We start from the raw sequence: 19,606 nt of genomic DNA, 5'->3' as shown, positions 1-19,606 counted from the left end.
CGATACATGTGAGGGGGAATGAATGTGAGTACACAGCATCGTGATTATGAATGGGAACAAAAAAAGCTGGATGAAACAATTTCAGCGATCGACGAAGAAATGGAGCAGCTTCGCAATGATATTCGCGAGGCAACAGATGATTATGTCAAACAGGTCGTTAACTATAAAAAGGCTAAGGAATTGAGCTACCTGGAAGATCAGGGTCGAGAGAAGCCTTATTTCGGCAGAGTGGATTTCTTGAAAGATGAAATCTACGAGCTGGATGAGGTCTACATAGGAAAACGGGGAATTGTACGCAGCGATACGTTTGATTCTGTCGTCGTGGATTGGCGCGCGCCTATCGCCAGTCTTTATTATTCCGGTGAGAGCAAAGAAGCGTTTTACCGGATGGGACGCGAGATCGTGCGTGGTGAAGTTCGACTAAAGCGTAATTTTGCGATCGAAGACGGAAAGATCGTCGGCATCTATGATGGAGCGGTAAAAGAAACGATTAACCGCGAGATGGGGCATCCCGACGAATTTTTGCAAGAGGGCTTCATTGATGAATTTTTGGCAGCCAATCTGAATCAGGCGAACGATAGTAGGCTAAAAGACATCGTCGCTACGATTCAATCCGAGCAGAATGATATTATCCGGGCGGAAAAAGAACGGCCCATTGTTGTGCAAGGAGTAGCGGGGAGCGGAAAAACAACCATTGCTCTGCACCGACTCTCCTATTTGATTTATAACTACCAGGATTCCATGATGTCCAAAAAGTTCATGGTTTTTGCACCTAACCGGATGTTTCTTACCTATATATCCGAGGTTTTGCCTGAGCTGGGAGTCGATGATGTTCAACAGTCTACCTTTGTAGATTGGGCAGCGCGTCTTGTGAAGCCTCTGCTTCCAAAAGGATGGAGAATCGTGAGTCCTGATAAGCCTCTTCAATTGTTCTTCGAAGAGGGGCAGGATGAGCGCCAGCAAGAAATGACACGAAACAGGCTTCGCTTTAAAGGATCGCTCGCTTGTCGGGAGGCGCTGGAGCAATACATTCGGTATATCGTCGAAACAAGAATTTCTTTCAAGAAGCTCAGCTTTTTATACAACAAAACGAAGCAAGTATTTTCGATTCCGGGTGATTTTATTCGCCAATGCTTCTTGGAGCAATTCGCTAATATGCCGTATCATAGACGGGTAGAAGCGCTTCGCAAGCATTTGAAACAAGAAATGAACAAGCAATTGTTTGCCCATTTGCGAGAGCGAAAAGTCGATTTGGACAAAGAAGGCTTGTACAAATTCGAGAAAATGCTGGAGCAGATATTAGATACGTACCTGACTTCATTTCCGAGACTGGAAATCTTCGCAGCTTATCGCGAGTTGATTGCTGACGAGGAATTGCTGCGCAAGCTCGTACCTGCTGACATTTCAGACGAAGTTGTGCGTGATGTGACTCAGTCTAGCGCTGCATTGTTTGCAGAGGAGAGATTGGAGCCGGAAGATATCGCGGCATTGCTATACTTGCAGCATATTGTTGAAGGAATGAATAAGGCAGAGCATTTTGATCATACGGTCGTGGATGAAGCACAAGACTTGAGTGCGTTAGAAATAGCCGTCATTGCATTTGCAACTAAGCGAAACTCGCTAACGATCGTGGGAGATATTGCGCAAGGTATTCATAGCTACCGGGGGATTCATGCCTGGGAAGAGTTGACGAAGGGGATTTTTGCACAGCTGTTTCCTTCCTATTATACGTTGTCGCAAAGCTATCGTTCGACTATTGAGATCATGCGTTGTGCCAATGAAGTGTTGAGGCAAATTGAATTGCCCGAGACAGTATTGGCAAAACCGGTTTTGCGACATGGTGAAAAACCAATCATGGTCAAGGCTCGCTCACGAGCGCAACTGTGGGAGGACATCTCTTCGCGTGTGGTTGCCTACCAGTCGGAAGGCTTCAAAACGATTGCGATCGTAGCGAAAACCATTCAAGCGAGTAAAAAAGCACATAAAGGCCTGCAAGACAAAATAGCTGATCTAACCCTGTTAGGAACGAAAGATAACCAATTTCCGGGTGGCGTAACCATCATGCCTGCTTTCTTAACAAAAGGCTTGCAGTTTGATGTGGTCATTCTACTGGATGTAGACGCCTATCAAAATAATGAATGGGACGCAAAACTGTTGTATGTCGCGATGACACGTCCTGTCCATCGTCTTGTTATGACGCAGGTTGATGACGTATCTTCCCCGTTGCTGAAAGATTTACCGACAGCGCTGTATAGCATGTCTACTGACGAATAAGATTCTCATCATCAAAGAAAACCCTCTGCCTGTAAAAAAGCAGAGGGTTTATCTGTATCATGCTTAGTGGTCACCTGTGTTACCTTTGGAAGGGTTGGTAATAACAAAACCTTCTTGTGGCAAGAAAAGGTAATCAATGATGATGCCATCCAGCAATGGCTCATCCTTTTTCACGATCACATCGATCTCTTTGTCGGTCGAGATCACAACATCTTCTTCTGTTGGCTTGTCCAGAGCGAGTCCGTAGTGTGCATGATCACCGTGAGAGTGAGTAATATAAACGCGCAGTTTCAATTCTTTGTCTTCTTCTGCCTCGATGATTGGAGCCAATTGCTTGGCAGCGTTACGAGTGATTTTTAGTTTCACAGGTCAAATCCCCTAACTGTATGTAAGTTACCCTTTCATCTTAGCAAGAGGGAAAACAGGATGCAATGTTGAAAGTGTTACGATATGTCTAGAGAATGACAATACGGTGGAAGGAGAGTCATCTATGAAAATCGATTTGCGCAGCGATACCGTTACGAAACCAACCGAGGAGATGCTTCGAGCAATGGTGGAAGCGGAGGTTGGTGATGATGTTTATAGAGAGGACCCAACTGTCAATCGTTTGGAAGCGATTGCGGCTGAAATACTCGGAAAGGAAGCTGCTCTGTTCGTAACAAGTGGAACGCAAGGCAATCAGGTCGCTGTTTTGACGCATTGTGTTAACGGAGACGAGGTCATTGCGGAAGCGGATTCGCACATTTTTTACTATGAGGGCGGCGCTATGTCGGCATTGGCTGGCGTACAAACAAGGACGCTGGTTGGAGAACGTGGTGCTCTACGTGCAGAAGATGTAGAGAGGGCGATTCGGGGCAACAATATCCATTTTCCGCGCACAAAATTGATCTGTCTCGAAAATACGCATAATCGCGCTGGCGGGGCGGTAATCTCTGTTGCGCAAATGAAGAGTGTCTATGATACAGCACAAAAACACGGTATTCCCGTTCATTTGGACGGTGCTCGTCTCTTCAATGCGGCTGTGGCTCAAGGTGTTGCAGTCAGTGAGCTAAGCGCTTTTGCCGATACCGTCCAGATTTGTTTGTCCAAAGGGCTGAGTGCTCCGGTGGGTTCCATTTTGGCTGGAGATCGTGCGTTTATCGAAGAAGCGAGATGGTGGAGAAAAAAAGTAGGAGGCGGGCTGCGTCAGGCAGGGTATTTGGCAGCACCGGGCATTATCGCTCTGACACAGATGGCCGAACGATTGGCAGAAGACCATGAACGGGCACAGCAATTGGCAAAAGGCTTGCGCCAGCTATCGCTTCAGGTCGAGCAAGTCGAGACGAATATCGTGCTGGTGAATACAGACTCGATTGGACAAACAGCTGTTGCCTTCTTGGAACGTTTGGAGGAAAAAGGAGTGCTCGCTGTTGATTTTGACGAGTACGTCATTCGCTTTACGACGCATCGACACATTAGCGATCAACATATCAAGACCGTTGTGGAAGCAGTCGAGCAATTATTGGAAACGGTGTAATCGTTTCAACCACTTGTAGCCAGTCGAAGGGAAGACTGGCTTTTTTCTTTGTCGCAACAACGAATTCCAAATAGTTAGACAATTTGTACAAAATAAGAGTCTCTATGCGCTCTGTTTTTCGCCATACCGTCTGATTTGTTTCGTCTACACTTGCGTTATCATGGTAGTGTGATAAAGCGATAGCGTTTACTGGTGTATGGAATCGAATGGAATCAAGGGGGATGGTCTCAATGAGAAAGAGGATGAGCTTCGTTTTGAGCTGCTTCTTGCTACTTCAAGTTTTAGCGGGCTGTAGTACAAGTGAAACGGCGGTAACGAACAAACCGAATGATCAGGCATCTCAACCAGCGCAGCCAACAGGAAAAGAGAGGGTATTGAATTGGAATGCAGACGGTGGAGAGCCTCCGACAGCAGATCCCGGACTTGCTTCCGATGGCACTTCCTTTGATGTCATTACTGCCTGTTTTGAAGGATTGACTCGCTATGGACCGGATGGGAAAATAGCCAACGCAATTGCCGACAGTTATACGGTATCCGAGGATTTGACGACGTACACGTTCAAATTGAAGTCGAATGCGTTATGGAGCAACGGAGATTCGGTAACCGCCCATGATTTTGAGTTCGCCTGGAAAAGAAATCTCGATCCGAAGACAGCATCCGAATATGCTTATATGCTTTATTTCATTAAAGGAGCAGAGGAATTCAACACAGGGAAAGGATCATATGAAGACGTAGGGGTCAAAGCGTTAGACGATTTTACACTAGAGGTTAAGCTCAATTCGCCAGCTCCGTTTTTTTACGAGCTGACGGCTTTCCCGACATTGTTTCCTTTACATAAAAAGACCTTGGAGGCACATCCGAATTGGGCAGCGTCTCCAGACAACTACGTGGGCAACGGCCCATTCAAAATGGAGCTGTGGGAGCATAAAAACAAATTGGTTCTTGTGAAAAACGAGAAGTATCATGACAAAGATACCGTGAAGCTCGACAAAATCGTGTGGAGCATGATTACCGATACCAACACCGCTCAAGCGTTGTTTGATTCTGGTGATTTGGATTGGGGAGGGCATCCAACCTACGTGTTGCCCGTCGATGTGATCCCCGCTTTACAGGATGAAGGAAAAATCGTAATGGCGCCGTATCCGAATACAGTTGCCGTCACCTTTAATACAACCATGCCCCCTTTTACGAATAAAAAGATTCGACAAGCCTTCTCGTATTCCATCCAACGGCAGCCTCTCGTAGACGGAATCGTACAGACAGGGGTGCCTGCCGCTTTTGCATGGGTTCCGCCTTCTATGCAGCTCAGCGGAAATGACTATTTTCAAGAGGATGTAGACAAAGCCAAACAGTTATTGGCGGAAGGGTTAAAGGAGCTGGGGCTTTCGACGATGCCAGATGTGACTTACACATATGGATCAGGTGACGATCGTCAGAAAAAGCTGGCTGAAGCTCTTCAGGACCAATGGAAAAGAAGTCTAGGTGTTGATGTGAAAATCAGTGGCTTGGAGGAAAAAGTTTTTTTACAAAACAAGCGCTCCAAAAACTATCAGTTTGCCTACCGAAATTGGGGTGCTGATTTTAACGACCCCATCAATTTCCTGGAAATTTTCAAGGACAAAACAGTGGGGACGAACGATGCTGCTTGGGAAAATGCTAGATACCGAGAGCTAATCGTACAGAGTTACTTGGAAAAAGACCCGACGAAGCGTAATGCGATCATGCGTGAGGCAGAGACCATCTTAATGGAGGAAATGCCAATTGCCCCTGTGTACTATGGCGCAAGACCCTATATAAAAAATGACAAGGTCAAAGGATTTTTGATCAACCCGTTTGGTGGTAGAGATTTTAAATATACAACTATCGAACAATAAATAAAGACGTAGTAAAGTCTTGCCGTGTCCGGAAAATGGGAGAGCGGCAAGGCTTTTTTTGGTTCCATTCGGTTGACTCGCTTGTGTGTAATTCAGACCCGCCAATGAAATACTATAGCTATCCAACATAGGGGAAAAGAGGGATGGATATGATCTCGGCTAAAGAGCGAGAACGCATTCTCAATCAAATGAAACGGGACGAGAGCAAGATTGTCAACATCGTCCTAAACGACGCAAATCAGGTTGCGGGCGAAATTGAAAAAGCCAACCACCAAGGCATTTTCCTGGTGGATGGCCGCTACTACGGGTACGAGGATATTAAAGAAATCAATGGCTCGTAATGGTTACAGACGGGGAGGGGCGAAGAAGTAGCGCAAGGCGTCAGGCAGCTCTTTTTGCCACAAACCCCAGACGTGATTCCCTGGTTTTTCTCGGTAGGACAAGGTAGCTTGTTTGTCCTCAAGAATCTGTTTTGCCTCGCGATTCCATTGCACAAAATCGAAGGTACCCGCACTTGTTTCCACAGCTGTCTCATCGAGGCCAACGACCATCCAGATTCGCAGCCAGGATAGGCTGGACTGATTCAAAAGCGGGTCGAGTGTCGTTTGGAAAAACGCCCCGGATAGCGCGAGTACCTGTGGAAAGAGGTCGGGGTTTTCCAATGCGAGATGCAAAGAAACGGTTCCACCTAAAGAGTCTCCTGCCAGCACACGTGAAGCAGGATCACGGCGTACAGGATAATGCTCCTCTATGTAAGGAATCAGCTCTTCAGTGAAAAAACGCTGATAAGCTGCGTTTCTCGACCCCGATGGAGAATACTCGCTCGTGCGCTTGTTGCGATCGACTGAGACACCGACGACGATGTAGGGTTCGATACCTTCTTCCAGAATCAATTGATTGGAGATGGTCGCGATTCGCCCCATCGTAAAAAAGTCGTTCCCATCCTGGCAATACACAACAGGGTAAGAAAGAAGCTCATTGTACCCCGGCGGTAGGTATACTTTGACCGAGCGGGGAGTGTCCACGTGGATGCTGGGCACTTCTTCTTTCATTATGGTTCGCTTTACATAGTCAGACATCGATTCACACTCCCTGTTTGCTCAATTGAAAAACTAAGCCTTGAAAAAAACTGATACAGCTTATATAGTAAATGATAACAGAGAGGAAATAAACCCTGTAATATCAATACTATAACACGTTAAACAGGTATTTTGACTGCAATATAACAGGGTGTTGCAAACGGGCTGTAAGCCCTTTCTTGCACCAGGCAACTTTCTTCTGGTTTTTATCAGGGTCACTTCCGCCGCGAATTGTACTCGTCGCTCATCGAGCAGATGCTCAGATTAAGGCGACAAAGGGCAACTCGGGAAAAGGAAGTCCCTTATTCTAGTGACGAGGTGAATGTGATGAGCGTATCCACTGCTGTTGAACAAACAGAGAACAACGCCCCGCTGCAAATTCTTGCCCCGGATGGTACGGTTGTTCGTCCTGACTTGATGCCTAAGCTCTCCGATGATGAATTACGTGAACTGATGCGTAAAATGGTATTTACCCGTGTATGGGACCAACGCGCAATCAGCTTGAACCGCCAAGGCCGTCTTGGTTTCTATGCACCAGTAGCTGGTCAAGAAGCAAGCATGATCGGTTCCGAGGGTGCTCTTTCCAAAGAAGACTTTGTCCTGCCTAGCTACCGTGATATTCCACAAATGGTATGGCATGGTTACCCTATGCACAAGGCATTCCTGTACTCCCGCGGACACATCGAGGGCGGCAAAATTCCTGAAGGTGTAAACGTATTGATGCCACAAATCATCATCGCGGCTCAATGTACACAAGCAACAGGTGTTGCAATGGGTTACAAGCTGCGCGGTGAAAAGAAAGTTGCGATCAACTACTTTGGTGACGGTGCGACCTCCCAAGGTGACTTCTACGAAGGTATGAACTTTGCAGGTGTATACAAGCTGCCTGTTATCTTCTTCTCCCAAAACAACGGTTATGCGATCTCTCTGCCGTTCGAAAAACAAACGGCTTCTGAAAATATCGCAGTCAAAGCAGTTGCGGCTGGTATTGCTAGCGAACGCGTTGACGGTATGGATATTCTCGCAGTTTACTACGCGGTTCAACAAGCAAAAGAGCGCGGCGTGAATGGCGAAGGTGCGACTCTGATCGAAGCAATGACGTACCGTTATGGTCCTCATACCATGGCTGGTGACGACCCAACTCGTTACCGTACAGGTGAAGAGCAAAGCGAGTGGGAACTGCGCGATCCACTGATCCGCTTCCGCAAGTTCCTCGAAGCAAAAGGCCTCTGGAGCGAAAAAGACGAAGAAGCTGTAATCGAAGAAGCGAAAGCAGCTGTTGCGGACGCAATCAAAAAAGCGGACGAAACACCTAAGATGAAAGTTAGCGAACTGATCGATGTAATGTTTGAGACACTGCCGCCTGCACTCGAAGAGCAAAAGGCAGAATTCCTGGCGAAGGAGTCGAAATAAGCCATGGCACAAATGACAATGGTTCAAGCCATTACGGATGCAATGCGCGTAGAGTTGAAGCGCGATGAAACCGTTCTTGTCTTCGGTGAAGACGTAGGTAACAACGGCGGGGTGTTCCGTGCAACAGAAGGTCTGCAAGCTGAGTTCGGCGAGCAGCGCGTATTCGATACACCACTTGCTGAGTCCGGAATCGGCGGTTTGGCTGTCGGTCTTTCCATCAACGGCTTCCGTCCAGTAGCAGAAATTCAGTTCTTCGGTTTCGTATTTGAAACGTTTGATGCTGTAGCATCCCAATCTTCCCGTATGCGCTACCGTTCCGGTGGTCGCTTCACGAGTCCAATTACATTTCGCTCCCCATTTGGTGGTGGTGTAAAAACGCCTGAGCTGCATGCAGACTCTTTGGAAGGTTTGATGTTGCAAACTCCGGGTCTGAAAGTGGTTATCCCTTCCAACCCATATGATGCAAAAGGACTGTTGATCTCCGCGATTCGCGACAACGATCCAGTTGTATTCCTTGAGCACATGAAGCTGTACCGTTCCTTCCGTCAAGAAGTTCCAGAAGGCGAGTACACGATTCCACTTGGCAAAGCAAACGTAGTAAAAGAAGGTAGCGATGTTACCATCATCACCTATGGTGCGATGGTGCATACCAGCCTGAAAGCAGCAGAAGAAATCGAGAAAGCGCGTGGAGCAAAAGTGGAAGTAATCGACCTGCGCACCATCAGCCCACTCGATATCGATACCATCGTAGCTTCTGTGAAGAAAACAAACCGTGCGATCGTTGTTCAAGAAGCACAAAAAACGTCTGGTGTTGCGGCAGAAATCATCACGCAAATCAACGAGCGTGCAATCCTGCACCTTGAAGCACCAGTACTGCGTATTACAGCACCAGATACTGTTTACCCGTTTGCACAAGCAGAAGATGTATGGCTGCCTGACGTAAAACGCGTAGTAGATGGTCTGACTCAAGTCCTCGATTTTTAATTGAGAAACGGACATAATGGCGGAAAAGTTGAAAGCTTTCCGCCTTCTTTCTAGCGATATTAAGTAAAAATTTATGATAAATGCTTACAAGGAGGAGATACTGTGAGTCGTTTTACATTCAGACTCCCGGAGCTCGGCGAGGGTATCCATGAAGGCGAAATCGTCAAATGGCACGTACAGCCCGGAGATTCCGTAGAAGAAGACCAAGTCATCATGGAAGTACAAAATGACAAGGCGGTTGTAGAAGTACCGTCGCCTGTTAAAGGGAAAGTTATCGATCTGAAAGTAACTGAGGGTACGGTTTCTGTAGTCGGCGATCCACTGATCGAGTTTGACGTAGAAGGCGAAATTCCGAACCTGCCAGACCATGGTCATGGCGATTCCCACGCTGCTGAAGCGGCACCAGCGCCTCAAGCTGCAGACAAAATGGAGCCAGGTTGTGACATCGGTTCCCAAGTGAGTGCAAATGCGAACCAAGCTCTGGAGACGCCAATGGCACAAGCAACTGCAACAGCAGTAGCGGCACCAATTGATCGTAAGCATGTGTTGGCTACACCTTCCGTTCGCAAATACGCTCGCGAAAAAGGCGTTCAATTGGCTAATGTACCTGGTACAGGCAAATTGGGTCGCATCACACGCGATGACGTAGATCGCTTCGTATCTGGCGGAGCAGCAGCACCAACTGCACAAGCAGTGGCAGCTCCAGTAGCAACTGAGGCTCCTGCAGCAGCAGCTACAGGTGTAGCACAAGCAGCAGCGGCTCCAACTGTTCACCACACACCTCAAGCAGGCGAACTGGAAGAGCGCGTTCCACTGAAAGGTATGCGTAAAGCAATCGCGAAAGCAATGGTGAAATCTGCTTACACAGCACCACACGTAACGATCTTTGACGAAGTGGATGTTACAGCGCTCGTCGCTATGCGTAAAGATGCGAAGCCACTTGCTGAAGAGCGTGGTGTGAAGCTGACTTACCTACCTATGATCGTGAAAGCAGTTGTAGCTGGTCTGAAGAAATTCCCAGAACTCAACGCTTCTATCGACGATGAAAAACAAGAAATCATCTTTAAAAAGTACTACAACATCGGTATCGCTACCTCGACAGAAGACGGCTTGCTCGTTCCAGTTGTGAAATCCGCTGACAGCAAATCCATCTTCCAAATCGCAGGTGAAATCGGCGACCTGGCGAAGAAAGCACGCGACCGCAAAGCGACTGCAGATGAGTTGAAAGGTTCCACTTTCAGCATCACAAACATCGGTTCTGCTGGTGGTATGTTCTTCACGCCTATCATTAACCATCCAGAAGTAGCTATTCTGGGTGTTGGCCGCATCAGCGAAAAACCAGTTGTGAAAAACGGAGAAATCGTGGTTGGTCAAATGTTGCACCTGTCCTTGAGCTTTGACCACCGCTTGGTTGATGGCGAACCTGCACAGCGTTTCGTCAACTACGTGAAGCAGCTCCTCGAAAACCCAACGCTGCTCGTCATGGAGGGATAAGAGACAATGGTAGTAGGTGAATTTACTACAGAAGTAGACGTGCTTGTAATCGGTGCGGGTCCAGGTGGATATGTTGCGGCGATTCGTGCTGCTCAAATGGGCAAAACAGTAGCTGTCGTGGAAAAAGGTGAGCTGGGTGGCGTATGCCTGAACGTAGGTTGCATCCCTTCCAAAGCGATGATCCACGCTGCACACACATATGAGCACACACAACATACAGAATCCATGGGTATCACCATGGAAAATGTAAAAGTGGATTTTGCCAAAGTACAAGAGTGGAAAAGCGGCATCGTGAAGCAACTGACTGGTGGCGTAGGCTCCCTCTTCAAAGGCAACAAAATCCAGGTAATCCCTGGTGAAGCACTGTTCGTAAGTGAAAATGAAGTACGTGTATTCCACGGTTATGATGTCAACCGTTATCGCTTCCAGCATTGCATCATTGCAACTGGTTCGCGCCCAATCGAGTTGCCTGCATTCCCGTTTGGCAAACGCGTAATGTCTTCTACTGAAGCGCTGTCCTTGACTGAACTGCCGAAGAGCCTCGTGGTAATCGGTGGCGGATACATCGGTATCGAGCTGGGTACGGTGTTTGCGAAGTTTGGTACAAAAGTTACGATTTTGGAAGGTTCCGATCAAATCTTGCCAGGATTTGAGCCAGACATGCCACGTTTGGTGGAACGCAAGCTGAAAAAGCTCGACGTTACCATCCATACAAAAGCACTGGCACAAGGAATGGAAGAGACAGAAAACGGCGTGATCGTGACTGCAGAGGTAAAAGGCGAGCAACAAAAAATCGAGGCGGAATACGTACTCGTTACTGTTGGACGTCGTCCGAATACAGATGAACTCGGTATTCGCGATATCGGTATGAACGTGACTGACCGTGGTTTGATCGTTGTCGACAAGCAAGGTCGCACGAGCATTCCTAACGTTTACGCGATCGGGGATATCGTAGCAGGTCCTGCGTTGGCTCACAAAGCTTCCTACGAAGGTAAGGTTGCTGCTGAGGCAATTGCTGGCCATCCAGCAGAAGTAGACTACAAGGCGATTCCAGCGGTTGTATTCTGCGATCCAGAAATCGCAAGCGTAGGAATCAATGAGAAAGAAGCAAAAGAAAAAGGCATCGATTACGTTGTAGGTCGTTTCCCATTCGCAGCAAACGGTCGCGCTCTGTCTGTAAATGCAGGCGAAGGCTATGTGAAGCTGATTGCAGAAAAAGAAACGAATCTCGTATTGGGTGCGCAAATCGTTGGTCCAGAAGCATCCAACATCATCGCAGAGATCGGATTGGCAATCGAAATGGGCGCAACACTCGAAGATATCGAGCTGACCATCCACGCACATCCAACACTGGGTGAAGTAACAATGGAAGCTGCTGAATTGGCTCTGGGTCGTCCGATCCACGTCATGAAATAGGAAGTGGAAAAAGCCTTGTGCCGGAAATGGGTACAAGGCTTTTTCTTCCACATCTTACCCTTTCCACCTGTTCTTATATAATGTAAAATAGTGGGAGACAACGTTAGGTGGGGGTCTGCAGCATGGAAATTACGAGTCAGATGATTGATGACTTGCGACTAAAACTAGAGCGCGCAGCAAAAGATGCAGGTTACAATTTTCTTGACCCTGAAATCGTGAGAATCAGCCAACAATTAGATAAATTGATTGTCGCTCATATGCAACATGAAAAACGCCCTTCATGAGGGCGTTTTTGGTTGAGTGGGAACTTCCGAGATGGAATACAGCAAATGGGCATTCCAGCCTTTTTTCGTAAGCGTGGGTTCTTGGGCATAATAATAGCTCGGATAAAGAATGAGATGCTGCGCATCGTAGCTTGGACCATTACTCGGACAGGTTAGCTGATGAGTTTCTGTGTCATAGGTAATTGCGGGAGAAATGGATTGCAGATAGGTGGTAAGGGAATGGATTCCTTGTAAAGAGTAATAAATCCGTTCTGCTTCACGCACAAATTTTGGAGCAATCGCCTCCCAATTCGCCTCAAAAAATAACTGCCAATAAGATGAAACGAACAGGCTGAAACGGCCTTTCACATAGTCGGCATCCTCTTCTAAATCGAAGGCAACCACAGGAGTATCGTGATGCGATATCCACTCCTCCAAGATCGGTTTCATGCTACGCACAAAATGATCAGTGGGAAGTGTTACGAAGTACTCATACTGATCATCGACAGCCATGACACCTTTTGTATGTAGGGGGTCAAATGAGTCTGGGATCCCATATCGAAAGAGGGGGACAAAATAACCCCATTCTTTTAAAAGACGGGCTGACTCAAACTGCTCTACCTTTTCTTCGGTCCAATACGCAAATCGCTCGGGAGGTGTCTCTTGGGCGAGTGTATGCAAACTAGCAGCCATCTCGTATAGCGGGGAAACACTATAGCTGATCAAATTGGAAAGAGGGCTATGGTTGCCCGGAAGTGGAATGGTGATCATCTTCACTTAACCTCCATCAAGGATACTAAATTTATCATAGTGCATCCTTGTGGGACAATTCAATCTTTTTTGATGTAAAAAAAAGGAAGGGCAGTAGCACCCGACTGCAATGGAGCCGGGTGCCATTCTTTATCCTTCGCGTGTTTGAATGGAACGTGAATGATTTTGCTGCTTCACTTTTTTAGAGCCGGGCTGGGGTTCGCCAGTCTGTTCCAGCGGCCGAGCTACATTATTGTAAGTTTGATGCGGATTTTCATCTAGAATATGGTCCTTTTCCATAAAATCAACTCCTTCTTTACCTAGTTTGGCGTAAACACATGATGACGAATCATAGGAAATGCTGGTATTCTATAATGAGGTTGTTCCAAACTCGTATGGTGAGGAAGCATGTCCACATTTAGAAGGAATTGATATGTTGTCAAAACTACAGAATGGCACGATACTGTTTATAGAACATAATATTTATTATGTAAACAATAAACGAGCTCTGCTGGTCTGGAAGGAGCGAGAACTATGCCGGTCTTAATCGCCCCCGTATTCAATTCAACAACAGCACAGCCCGTTCGGATCGATTTACCTAATTCGTACACGCTCATATCAGGCGCAAAGAAGCCATATGAAATCGCGTCTCGTTTTTTGCGCAATGAAATGGACGAGAACAAGCGAACCTTTGATTTGCGTGTAGATCCCAACAGTTTATTTTTAGTTGGGGATCACGAAGAGATGAAAATAACGGATGATCGGGTATGGATTGAAGAAATCGAAAGTAAGCTGAATCTAGCGTCTACAACGGGGACTTGTTCGATTCCTTACATCATCACCGTCAATGGCAATATGTATGGCATTACGTATTTGAAGCGATCGCTTGATGGTGACAAGTACACATTTGATGATGAAACTGCGGGCATTTTTCATTCATTAGTCGAACAGAAGCTGCCATCCCTTGCTTTTCGTCGCTATTCGCTTTCACTGGAGAAGAAAAACTATGAGGATCAGCTGTTGGATCTGTGGATTGCATTGGAATCATTGTTTGTTCCCGATGGCAAAAAAGGCGAGATTACCTATAAATTGCGTGTCCGAATGGCGTACTATTTTGGAGAAACCGCCTTACAGCGTGAACGGATTGCACAGTTTGTAAAAAAATCGTACAATCATCGCTCAGAGATTGTGCATAGTGGCAAGTTGTTCGGTGACAAGCTGGCTACAGAAGTCAATATTCTGAGGGTGATGACACGAGCCGCGATTTTAAACATCGCCGGGGAACGTGTCAACCTCCAGGATATGCGTGTCCGGCTGGACGAATTGGTATTTACGGGCGAATCTTATGTGGCACGGTACGCTCCTGCATTTTTTGAAAGAATTTTGTTGTAAGCCTCATAGAGGAAACAGATCAGGAGGAAGAATAGAGCATGAGTGTTTTGATTGTAGAGAATTTGTCCCATGGTTTTGGAGACCGAGTGTTGTTTCGCGATGTGTCTTTCCGTTTGCAACCGAATGACCGTGTCGGACTCGTAGGCGCAAATGGTACAGGAAAATCAACGATGATGGGGATTTTGACAGGCCAAAACTTGCCTGATAATGGTCGTATTGAATGGATGCCCAAAATCGAATACGGATATTTGGATCAGCATACCAAGCTGCAAGCTGGTAAAACGATTCGTGACGTACTGAAGGACGCCTTCCTGCCGCTGTTAGAGCAAGAGGCTGAACTGATGACGATTGGTGAAAAAATGGCCGAGGCAACTCCTGAGGAACTGGAAGAATTGCTGGAGCGCATGGGCGAAATTCAAGACAAGCTGGAAACAAGCGGCTTTTATTTGATCGATGCGAAAGTAGATGAAATCGCCAACGCTTTGGGTTTGAGTGCAATCGGTTTGGAGCGCGATGTAGCATCGCTCTCTGGTGGTCAGCGTACCAAGGTTCTTTTGGCAAAATTGTTGCTGGAAAAACCAACTGTTCTATTGCTGGATGAGCCGACGAACTACTTGGATGAAGAGCATATCGTGTGGCTGAAAAACTACTTGAAGGAATATCCTTATGCCTTCATGCTGATTTCCCATGACACGACCTTCATGAACGAAGTCGTGAATGTGATTTATCACTTGGAATTTACCAAGCTGAATCGTTACACAGGGAACTACGAATCCTTCCTGGCTCAGTCCGAGACGAAACGCAGCCAGCATTTTGATGCGTTTGAGAAGCAGCAGGAAGAAATCGCGAAAATGGAAGACTTTATTGCGCGCAATAAAGCTCGTGCTTCTACTACCGGTCGCGCGAAGAGCCGTCAAAAGCAACTTGATAAAATGGACAGAATCGACAAGCCGGAAACAGCTGCCAAACCTTCGTTTATCTTTAAGGAATCCAGAGCAAGTAGCCGTTTTGTCATCGAGGCTGAAAACTTGGAAATCGGGTATTCTCATCCTTTGCTGCCGAAGCTGAGTGTGAAGCTGGAGCGCGGTGAAAAAGTAGCAATTGTCGGCATGAACGGTGTCGGTAAGTCTACCTTGTTGAAAACGTTGCTGGGTGTGATTCCTCCGTTGGATGGAAAGCTGGAGAAAGGCGATTTCCTCCATCCTGCTTACTTCGAGCAAGAGGTAAAGGCGAAGCCAATTACTGCACTCGATGATGTATGGAATGATTTTCCTTCCATGAATAACCATGAGGTTCGCGGAGCGCTTGCACGTTGTGGCTTGAAAAACGAGCATATCAACCGGAATATGAATGCTTTGTCCGGGGGAGAGCAAGCAAAAGTTCGTCTCTGTAAATTACTGCAGCGCGAAAGCAACTGGCTGGTATTTGACGAGCCGACGAACCACTTGGATGTCGTCGCCAAGGAAGAACTCAAACGCTCCTTGAAGGAGTTCAAAGGGACCGTTCTTCTCGTATGTCACGAACCTGAATTTTATGAGGATTGGGTTACGCAGACGTGGGATGTTGAGAAATGGAGCTTGGAGCAGGCAAAAACACCGATTAAATTGTAAACGCAAAAACAGGCAGCCACCATTGGGTGAGACTGCCTGTTTTTTATGTGAGCGACGCATTTCGCATACGGATCATGGAAAAGTGCAGACTGCTTTGTAGCAATGAATCTCGAAGCGGTAACAGCGAAGGAGTGATTCTCAATTCAATATCCGCTTGGCTAAGGCAGTGCACGAGGTCTCCTAATGGTCTTACGTCTAGTGGCGTAACGGTTTCCTTTGACAAATAGTAGCCGGCGCCTTCGTCCCAGCAATCAAAAGATTCTGGTGAGAAGGTATATTCATATAGCTTTGTTTGTGTAAGCACGGAGTACCATTTACTTTCGATAGCCATAACCATGTTGGCGCTCGTCAAGCCAAGAAAGCGCTCAACGTCTGCTGACTCGGAATCTGCTTTTTTGTAAAAGCAAATCCTCGGGCAATCTCGCGGTAAAAAATACATCGGCGCTCGTGCTTCATCAATCGCCCATACAGCGGGAGCTAGTGTGGGGTGGGAGGGATGGGCGCGAGGCTGAAATATCGTAATAGTCGGATCTTCACTATAATGAAAAAGTCTATGCATAAATCAGTGACCTCCTCTATCCCCTCGACACTTCCTTAAAAAACAGCCCATGCATTTGGCAAATAGCGGCCTCGATGATAAGGAGAAGATGTCTTCGTGATGGCTTCACCGTTGTGCAGCATCATGGAGCTGGAACCGCCGTCCATGGCCATTGCCGTTACCACGCCACGCTCTGCCAATACTTCTGCCATGTCGTTCATGCTTGCGCCGATGGAATGGCCGGGCTGGCGTCCGTCAATGACAGCAAATACGATCGTCCCGTCTTCTTTTTGTCCAATCGCGGTACGCGGTTGAATGCCCCAGCTCTTGGCAGGCTTTCCTTCAAACATATTTTTCCCGTTTACGATCAACTGCGGACGGAAGCTCACAGCGTCACGTACGCCCATCTTTACGAGTTGTTCAGCCGAGTAGCTGCCTGTAATGAGTTTACCGTCATAGGTAAGCCCTAACGCGGTTTCTCCGCTTTTCGGATTGTAACCCTGCAAAATCTTCCCGTCGTGGATGACAACGCCGTAGGCACGCGCTCCTTTGCCGTAGCCGTCTGGATCAGCGAATCCGCTCGCATTGACGATCCCTATTGCGCCTGTTTTCTTTACAAACTCATCGAGCAAATCTCCACGGTCCTTGCGATTCGTGACGACAAGCCGTACTCTGCTTGGGTCGCTAATGTACATGATTTTTCCTTTAAAGTAATAACTGCCTTTTGAGACGTCTATTTCCTCAATCTCGATTAGTTCCTTTGGTTTCTCCGGAAGTGTGACGGTTACCAGATTCGATTTCGACGGAACAGGAGGTCCTGCCGTGCCTGTGCCTTCGGAATTGATAACGGTCGGATGTGTAATTTGCTGTTTTAGTTCTTTTAGTTTTTCATCAGGTAAAAACGTATAGGGGGCCCAGTAATCATGCTGTGTTGTCAGCAAAGTGCCTGCCGCCCACTCACGTAATTCTTCTCCGTTTTTCGTTCCAAATAAAAAAATAATTCCTAGTAGAGCTAAGGTTGTACAGGTTAAGGCCGTGCCAAGCATCCATTTCTTAACCCAACGCCATGGTCTCTTGCGCTTGGCTCGCTTGTGTGTGCGAGTGCGCGATAACGTCTCCATTCCATATTCACATCCATTTGACAAATTGTACGAGGGTTATTATTCCTATATGAAGAGACGAATGACCGGGAAAAAGGTTTCAGGAAAATAATATGTGATCACCCTGGTCAAAATAAAGGACAGGAGGTGATAGGTGTGCGTGACTATGATGAGGCGTTTCAAAAGGAAGTAGAGGAGTACATGGAAAGTCCAAAAGGGACACGTAACCAAACCACCAGCCGGGACCGTCAAGACCAGGGTGAGAAGCAGGAAACCCGTATCGATTCCAATAACGGGTAGATGGAAGGTCAGGCGAAGTCCATTTCGGATTTCGCCTGTTTTTCTCTATCTCTGACGGACCTTACCTCACGAGGACTGGCTTACCTCTGTTTTCTACCTGCAAAGTGTGGTAAGCTTACCCAATGCACGAATTTATGCCAGGAGGGTTTTTGTGAGCACCACGTTTGCAGATTTACAAATTAGCGCACCGCTGTTGACTATATTGCGAGAGCGAAAAATGGAAACACCGACACCTGTTCAGAGTGAAGCCATCCCGTTGATTATGGCTGGTCGAGATGCTTTGATTGAATCACCGACTGGGACAGGCAAGACGTTTGCTTATCTATTGCCGATTTTATCGAAAATCAATATGGAGCAAAAAGATGTACAAGCCATTGTACTCGCACCGACGCATGAGCTCGTTGTTCAGATTGCGCGGGAAGCAGAAAGTCTTCTGCCAGGGAAGGACACGGCCGTGATGTCCATTATTGGCGGAGTCGATGTGAAACGCCAAATCGAGAGACTGAAAAAGAAGCCTGTATTGATCGTAGCAACACCAGGTAGACTGCTGGAGCTGATTGATCAGCGTAAGCTAAAGGTCCATGAAGTGAAGACAGTTGTGGTCGACGAGGCTGACCGGATGCTGGATGCGGGCTTTGGCAAGCCAGTTCAAGAGGTCATGAAAAAAACACTGCGTGATACACAACGATTGTTATTCTCAGCGACAATTGCAGAGGAAGTCGTACATACGGCTGAAATTTTCACAAAAGATGCTGCCGTTATCCGCGCAGCAGCACCAGAAGGCGCAGCAGGAGTAGCACACATGTATTTGGTCACCGACCCACGCAAAAAGGTGGACACGCTCCGTCGTTTGTTGCGCCTCGTCAATGTTCGTTCTTCGATTGTTTTTGTCAATCAAATCGAAAAAGTGGACGAGATTGTATCGAAGCTCAACTACCACCATTTGCCATGCAGATTCCTGCATCGTGATGCTTCAAAAGAAGAGCGTGCCCGCACCCTGCAACAATTCCGGGATGGAGCATTCCCCGTGTTGATTACGACAGATGTATCGGCACGTGGCATTGATATTCCAGGTGTGGAATGTATTGTTCATTACGATCCTGCATCGGACGCTGACACGTACATTCATCGTAGTGGCCGAACTGGGCGAATGGGGCGTGCCGGACTGGTCTTTTCGATCATTACGACACAGGAACGTTTTATCATCGAAAAATTTTCCAAGCAAACAGGCTTGCCTATTGCTGAAAAATTCATGACGCACGGAGCGCTGGAAGATCCGCGTCCTGTACGAAAACCCGCGCCAGCACAAAAGCCAGGAGCTCCAGCCAAAAATACGAGCCCTGCAAAACGGAATCAAAATCGTGCACATAAGAAGGGCAGCTTTGGAACAAAGTAGGACAAGAAGTACACAACTTGTCTGCAGGAGGTTTCCATGCGCAAAGATCGCTTATATGAAGAGGATTTGCTGGTAAATGGCACGGTTGGTGGAGAAGTTTTGACGAAACACGAAAGACAAGTGCTGCGCCAGGAAGCAGGGGAACTGAAAGAAAAGATGGAACAGGCGAAACAAGAGCCGATTGCAGAATGAATGACGAAGAAGAGC

Annotated in this window: 20 protein-coding genes; 14 read left to right on the top strand and 6 right to left on the bottom strand. The window is 47.1% G+C overall.

All coding sequences use genetic code 11. The features are described from left to right. The first annotated feature begins 24 nt into the window (after positions 1 to 24). On the top strand, positions 25 to 2,274 hold the full coding sequence (locus tag HPY28_RS18030; protein WP_174231084.1) for a HelD family protein: 2,250 nt from the start codon (positions 25 to 27) through the stop codon (positions 2,272 to 2,274). 63 nt (positions 2,275 to 2,337) lie between these two features. On the opposite strand, the gene HPY28_RS18025 is transcribed toward HPY28_RS18030, so the two are convergent. After that, positions 2,338 to 2,640, bottom strand: a complete 303-nt coding sequence (locus tag HPY28_RS18025) for a HesB/IscA family protein (RefSeq protein WP_173623618.1) — start codon at positions 2,638 to 2,640, stop codon at positions 2,338 to 2,340. 124 nt (positions 2,641 to 2,764) lie between these two features. On the opposite strand from HPY28_RS18025, the gene ltaE reads away from it, so the two are divergent. The 3 genes from ltaE (at position 2,765) to HPY28_RS18010 (ending at position 6,005) form a co-directional block, all read left to right on the top strand. Beyond that, entirely contained in the window at positions 2,765 to 3,790 is a 1,026-nt protein-coding gene (gene ltaE / locus HPY28_RS18020; protein ID WP_174231083.1) for a low-specificity L-threonine aldolase, read from the top strand. Positions 3,791 to 4,020: 230 nt separating this feature from the next. After that, positions 4,021 to 5,664 (top strand): peptide ABC transporter substrate-binding protein, encoded by a 1,644-nt coding sequence (locus tag HPY28_RS18015; protein WP_017249162.1) that lies wholly within the window; start codon positions 4,021 to 4,023, stop codon positions 5,662 to 5,664. Positions 5,665 to 5,807: 143 nt separating this feature from the next. Further along, positions 5,808 to 6,005 (top strand): hypothetical protein, encoded by a 198-nt coding sequence (locus HPY28_RS18010; protein WP_015891590.1) that lies wholly within the window; start codon positions 5,808 to 5,810, stop codon positions 6,003 to 6,005. Positions 6,006 to 6,008: 3 nt separating this feature from the next. On the opposite strand, the gene HPY28_RS18005 is transcribed toward HPY28_RS18010, so the two are convergent. Next, positions 6,009 to 6,743 (bottom strand): alpha/beta hydrolase, encoded by a 735-nt coding sequence (locus HPY28_RS18005; RefSeq protein WP_174231082.1) that lies wholly within the window; start codon positions 6,741 to 6,743, stop codon positions 6,009 to 6,011. A 327-nt stretch (positions 6,744 to 7,070) separates the two neighbouring features. Between HPY28_RS18005 and pdhA the strand changes: the two genes are divergently transcribed. The 5 genes from pdhA to HPY28_RS17980 all read left to right on the top strand — a co-directional run bounded on the left by pdhA (position 7,071) and on the right by HPY28_RS17980 (position 12,334). Then, entirely contained in the window at positions 7,071 to 8,156 is a 1,086-nt protein-coding gene (pdhA, locus tag HPY28_RS18000) for a pyruvate dehydrogenase (acetyl-transferring) E1 component subunit alpha (RefSeq protein ID WP_069844732.1), read from the top strand. Positions 8,157 to 8,159: 3 nt separating this feature from the next. Continuing rightward, positions 8,160 to 9,140: an alpha-ketoacid dehydrogenase subunit beta gene (locus tag HPY28_RS17995; RefSeq protein ID WP_007718902.1), complete on the top strand. Its 981-nt coding sequence runs from the start codon at positions 8,160 to 8,162 to the stop codon at positions 9,138 to 9,140. Positions 9,141 to 9,242: 102 nt separating this feature from the next. Beyond that, a complete protein-coding gene (locus HPY28_RS17990) occupies positions 9,243 to 10,634 on the top strand; it encodes a dihydrolipoamide acetyltransferase family protein (protein ID WP_069844733.1) in 1,392 nt (463 codons plus the stop codon). Between the two features lie 6 nt (positions 10,635 to 10,640). Beyond that, the gene (gene lpdA, locus HPY28_RS17985; protein ID WP_017249160.1) at positions 10,641 to 12,050 is read left to right on the top strand and encodes a dihydrolipoyl dehydrogenase; all 1,410 of its coding nucleotides are present in this window, start codon (positions 10,641 to 10,643) and stop codon (positions 12,048 to 12,050) included. A gap of 122 nt (positions 12,051 to 12,172) precedes the next feature. After that, entirely contained in the window at positions 12,173 to 12,334 is a 162-nt protein-coding gene (locus HPY28_RS17980) for an aspartyl-phosphate phosphatase Spo0E family protein (RefSeq protein ID WP_017249159.1), read from the top strand. On the opposite strand, the gene HPY28_RS17975 is transcribed toward HPY28_RS17980, so the two are convergent. Further along, positions 12,329 to 13,084: a hypothetical protein gene (locus tag HPY28_RS17975; protein ID WP_174224186.1), complete on the bottom strand. Its 756-nt coding sequence runs from the start codon at positions 13,082 to 13,084 to the stop codon at positions 12,329 to 12,331. The two genes, HPY28_RS17980 and HPY28_RS17975, sit on opposite strands and share 6 nt — an antisense overlap. Positions 13,085 to 13,213: 129 nt before the next feature. After that, on the bottom strand, positions 13,214 to 13,363 hold the full coding sequence (locus HPY28_RS17970; RefSeq protein WP_015891582.1) for a hypothetical protein: 150 nt from the start codon (positions 13,361 to 13,363) through the stop codon (positions 13,214 to 13,216). Between the two features lie 234 nt (positions 13,364 to 13,597). Here HPY28_RS17970 and HPY28_RS17965 point away from each other — a divergent pair, with 234 nt between their 5' ends. Together HPY28_RS17965 and HPY28_RS17960 are read left to right on the top strand one after the other, a co-directional pair. Then, entirely contained in the window at positions 13,598 to 14,455 is an 858-nt protein-coding gene (locus tag HPY28_RS17965) for a HEPN domain-containing protein (RefSeq protein WP_017249157.1), read from the top strand. Positions 14,456 to 14,493: 38 nt separating this feature from the next. After that, positions 14,494 to 16,065, top strand: coding sequence for an ABC-F family ATP-binding cassette domain-containing protein (locus tag HPY28_RS17960; RefSeq protein ID WP_017249156.1), 1,572 nt, complete (start codon positions 14,494 to 14,496; stop codon positions 16,063 to 16,065). Between the two features lie 43 nt (positions 16,066 to 16,108). On the opposite strand, the gene HPY28_RS17955 is transcribed toward HPY28_RS17960, so the two are convergent. Continuing rightward, positions 16,109 to 16,624, bottom strand: a complete 516-nt coding sequence (locus tag HPY28_RS17955) for a DUF6886 family protein (protein ID WP_174231081.1) — start codon at positions 16,622 to 16,624, stop codon at positions 16,109 to 16,111. 35 nt (positions 16,625 to 16,659) lie between these two features. Continuing rightward, a complete protein-coding gene (locus HPY28_RS17950; RefSeq protein WP_017249154.1) occupies positions 16,660 to 17,724 on the bottom strand; it encodes a phosphodiester glycosidase family protein in 1,065 nt (354 codons plus the stop codon). A 135-nt stretch (positions 17,725 to 17,859) separates the two neighbouring features. On the opposite strand from HPY28_RS17950, the gene HPY28_RS17945 reads away from it, so the two are divergent. From HPY28_RS17945 to HPY28_RS17935, 3 genes are all read left to right on the top strand, one after another. Further along, entirely contained in the window at positions 17,860 to 18,003 is a 144-nt protein-coding gene (locus HPY28_RS17945; RefSeq protein WP_007718864.1) for a hypothetical protein, read from the top strand. A 151-nt stretch (positions 18,004 to 18,154) separates the two neighbouring features. Next, entirely contained in the window at positions 18,155 to 19,399 is a 1,245-nt protein-coding gene (locus HPY28_RS17940; protein WP_174231080.1) for a DEAD/DEAH box helicase, read from the top strand. A gap of 36 nt (positions 19,400 to 19,435) precedes the next feature. After that, positions 19,436 to 19,591, top strand: a complete 156-nt coding sequence (locus tag HPY28_RS17935; protein ID WP_007718860.1) for a hypothetical protein — start codon at positions 19,436 to 19,438, stop codon at positions 19,589 to 19,591. Positions 19,592 to 19,606: the final 15 nt, after the last annotated feature.

Origin of the sequence: Brevibacillus sp. HB1.2 (assembly GCF_013332495.1) — a bacterium.
Taxonomy (GTDB): Bacteria; Bacillota; Bacilli; order Brevibacillales; family Brevibacillaceae; genus Brevibacillus; species Brevibacillus porteri.
The sequence above is the reverse complement of the archived record's forward strand: the minus strand, read 5'-3'. Positions and strand labels throughout refer to the sequence as shown.

Bases quoted from the DNA above. Each gene is read 5' to 3' on its own strand.
- ltaE (WP_174231083.1), top strand. From the start codon at position 2,765: ATGAAAATCGATTTGCGCAGCGATACCGTTACGAAACCAACCGAGGAG.
- HPY28_RS18015 (WP_017249162.1), top strand. From the start codon at position 4,021: ATGAGAAAGAGGATGAGCTTCGTTTTGAGCTGCTTCTTGCTACTTCAA.
- HPY28_RS18010 (WP_015891590.1), top strand. From the start codon at position 5,808: ATGGATATGATCTCGGCTAAAGAGCGAGAACGCATTCTCAATCAAATG.
- HPY28_RS18005 (WP_174231082.1), bottom strand. From the start codon at position 6,743: ATGTCTGACTATGTAAAGCGAACCATAATGAAAGAAGAAGTGCCCAGC.
- pdhA (WP_069844732.1), top strand. From the start codon at position 7,071: ATGAGCGTATCCACTGCTGTTGAACAAACAGAGAACAACGCCCCGCTG.
- HPY28_RS17995 (WP_007718902.1), top strand. From the start codon at position 8,160: ATGGCACAAATGACAATGGTTCAAGCCATTACGGATGCAATGCGCGTA.
- lpdA (WP_017249160.1), top strand. From the start codon at position 10,641: ATGGTAGTAGGTGAATTTACTACAGAAGTAGACGTGCTTGTAATCGGT.
- HPY28_RS17980 (WP_017249159.1), top strand. From the start codon at position 12,173: ATGGAAATTACGAGTCAGATGATTGATGACTTGCGACTAAAACTAGAG.
- HPY28_RS17975 (WP_174224186.1), bottom strand. From the start codon at position 13,084: ATGATCACCATTCCACTTCCGGGCAACCATAGCCCTCTTTCCAATTTG.
- HPY28_RS17970 (WP_015891582.1), bottom strand. From the start codon at position 13,363: ATGGAAAAGGACCATATTCTAGATGAAAATCCGCATCAAACTTACAAT.
- HPY28_RS17965 (WP_017249157.1), top strand. From the start codon at position 13,598: ATGCCGGTCTTAATCGCCCCCGTATTCAATTCAACAACAGCACAGCCC.
- HPY28_RS17960 (WP_017249156.1), top strand. From the start codon at position 14,494: ATGAGTGTTTTGATTGTAGAGAATTTGTCCCATGGTTTTGGAGACCGA.
- HPY28_RS17955 (WP_174231081.1), bottom strand. From the start codon at position 16,624: ATGCATAGACTTTTTCATTATAGTGAAGATCCGACTATTACGATATTT.
- HPY28_RS17950 (WP_017249154.1), bottom strand. From the start codon at position 17,724: ATGGAGACGTTATCGCGCACTCGCACACACAAGCGAGCCAAGCGCAAG.
- HPY28_RS17935 (WP_007718860.1), top strand. From the start codon at position 19,436: ATGCGCAAAGATCGCTTATATGAAGAGGATTTGCTGGTAAATGGCACG.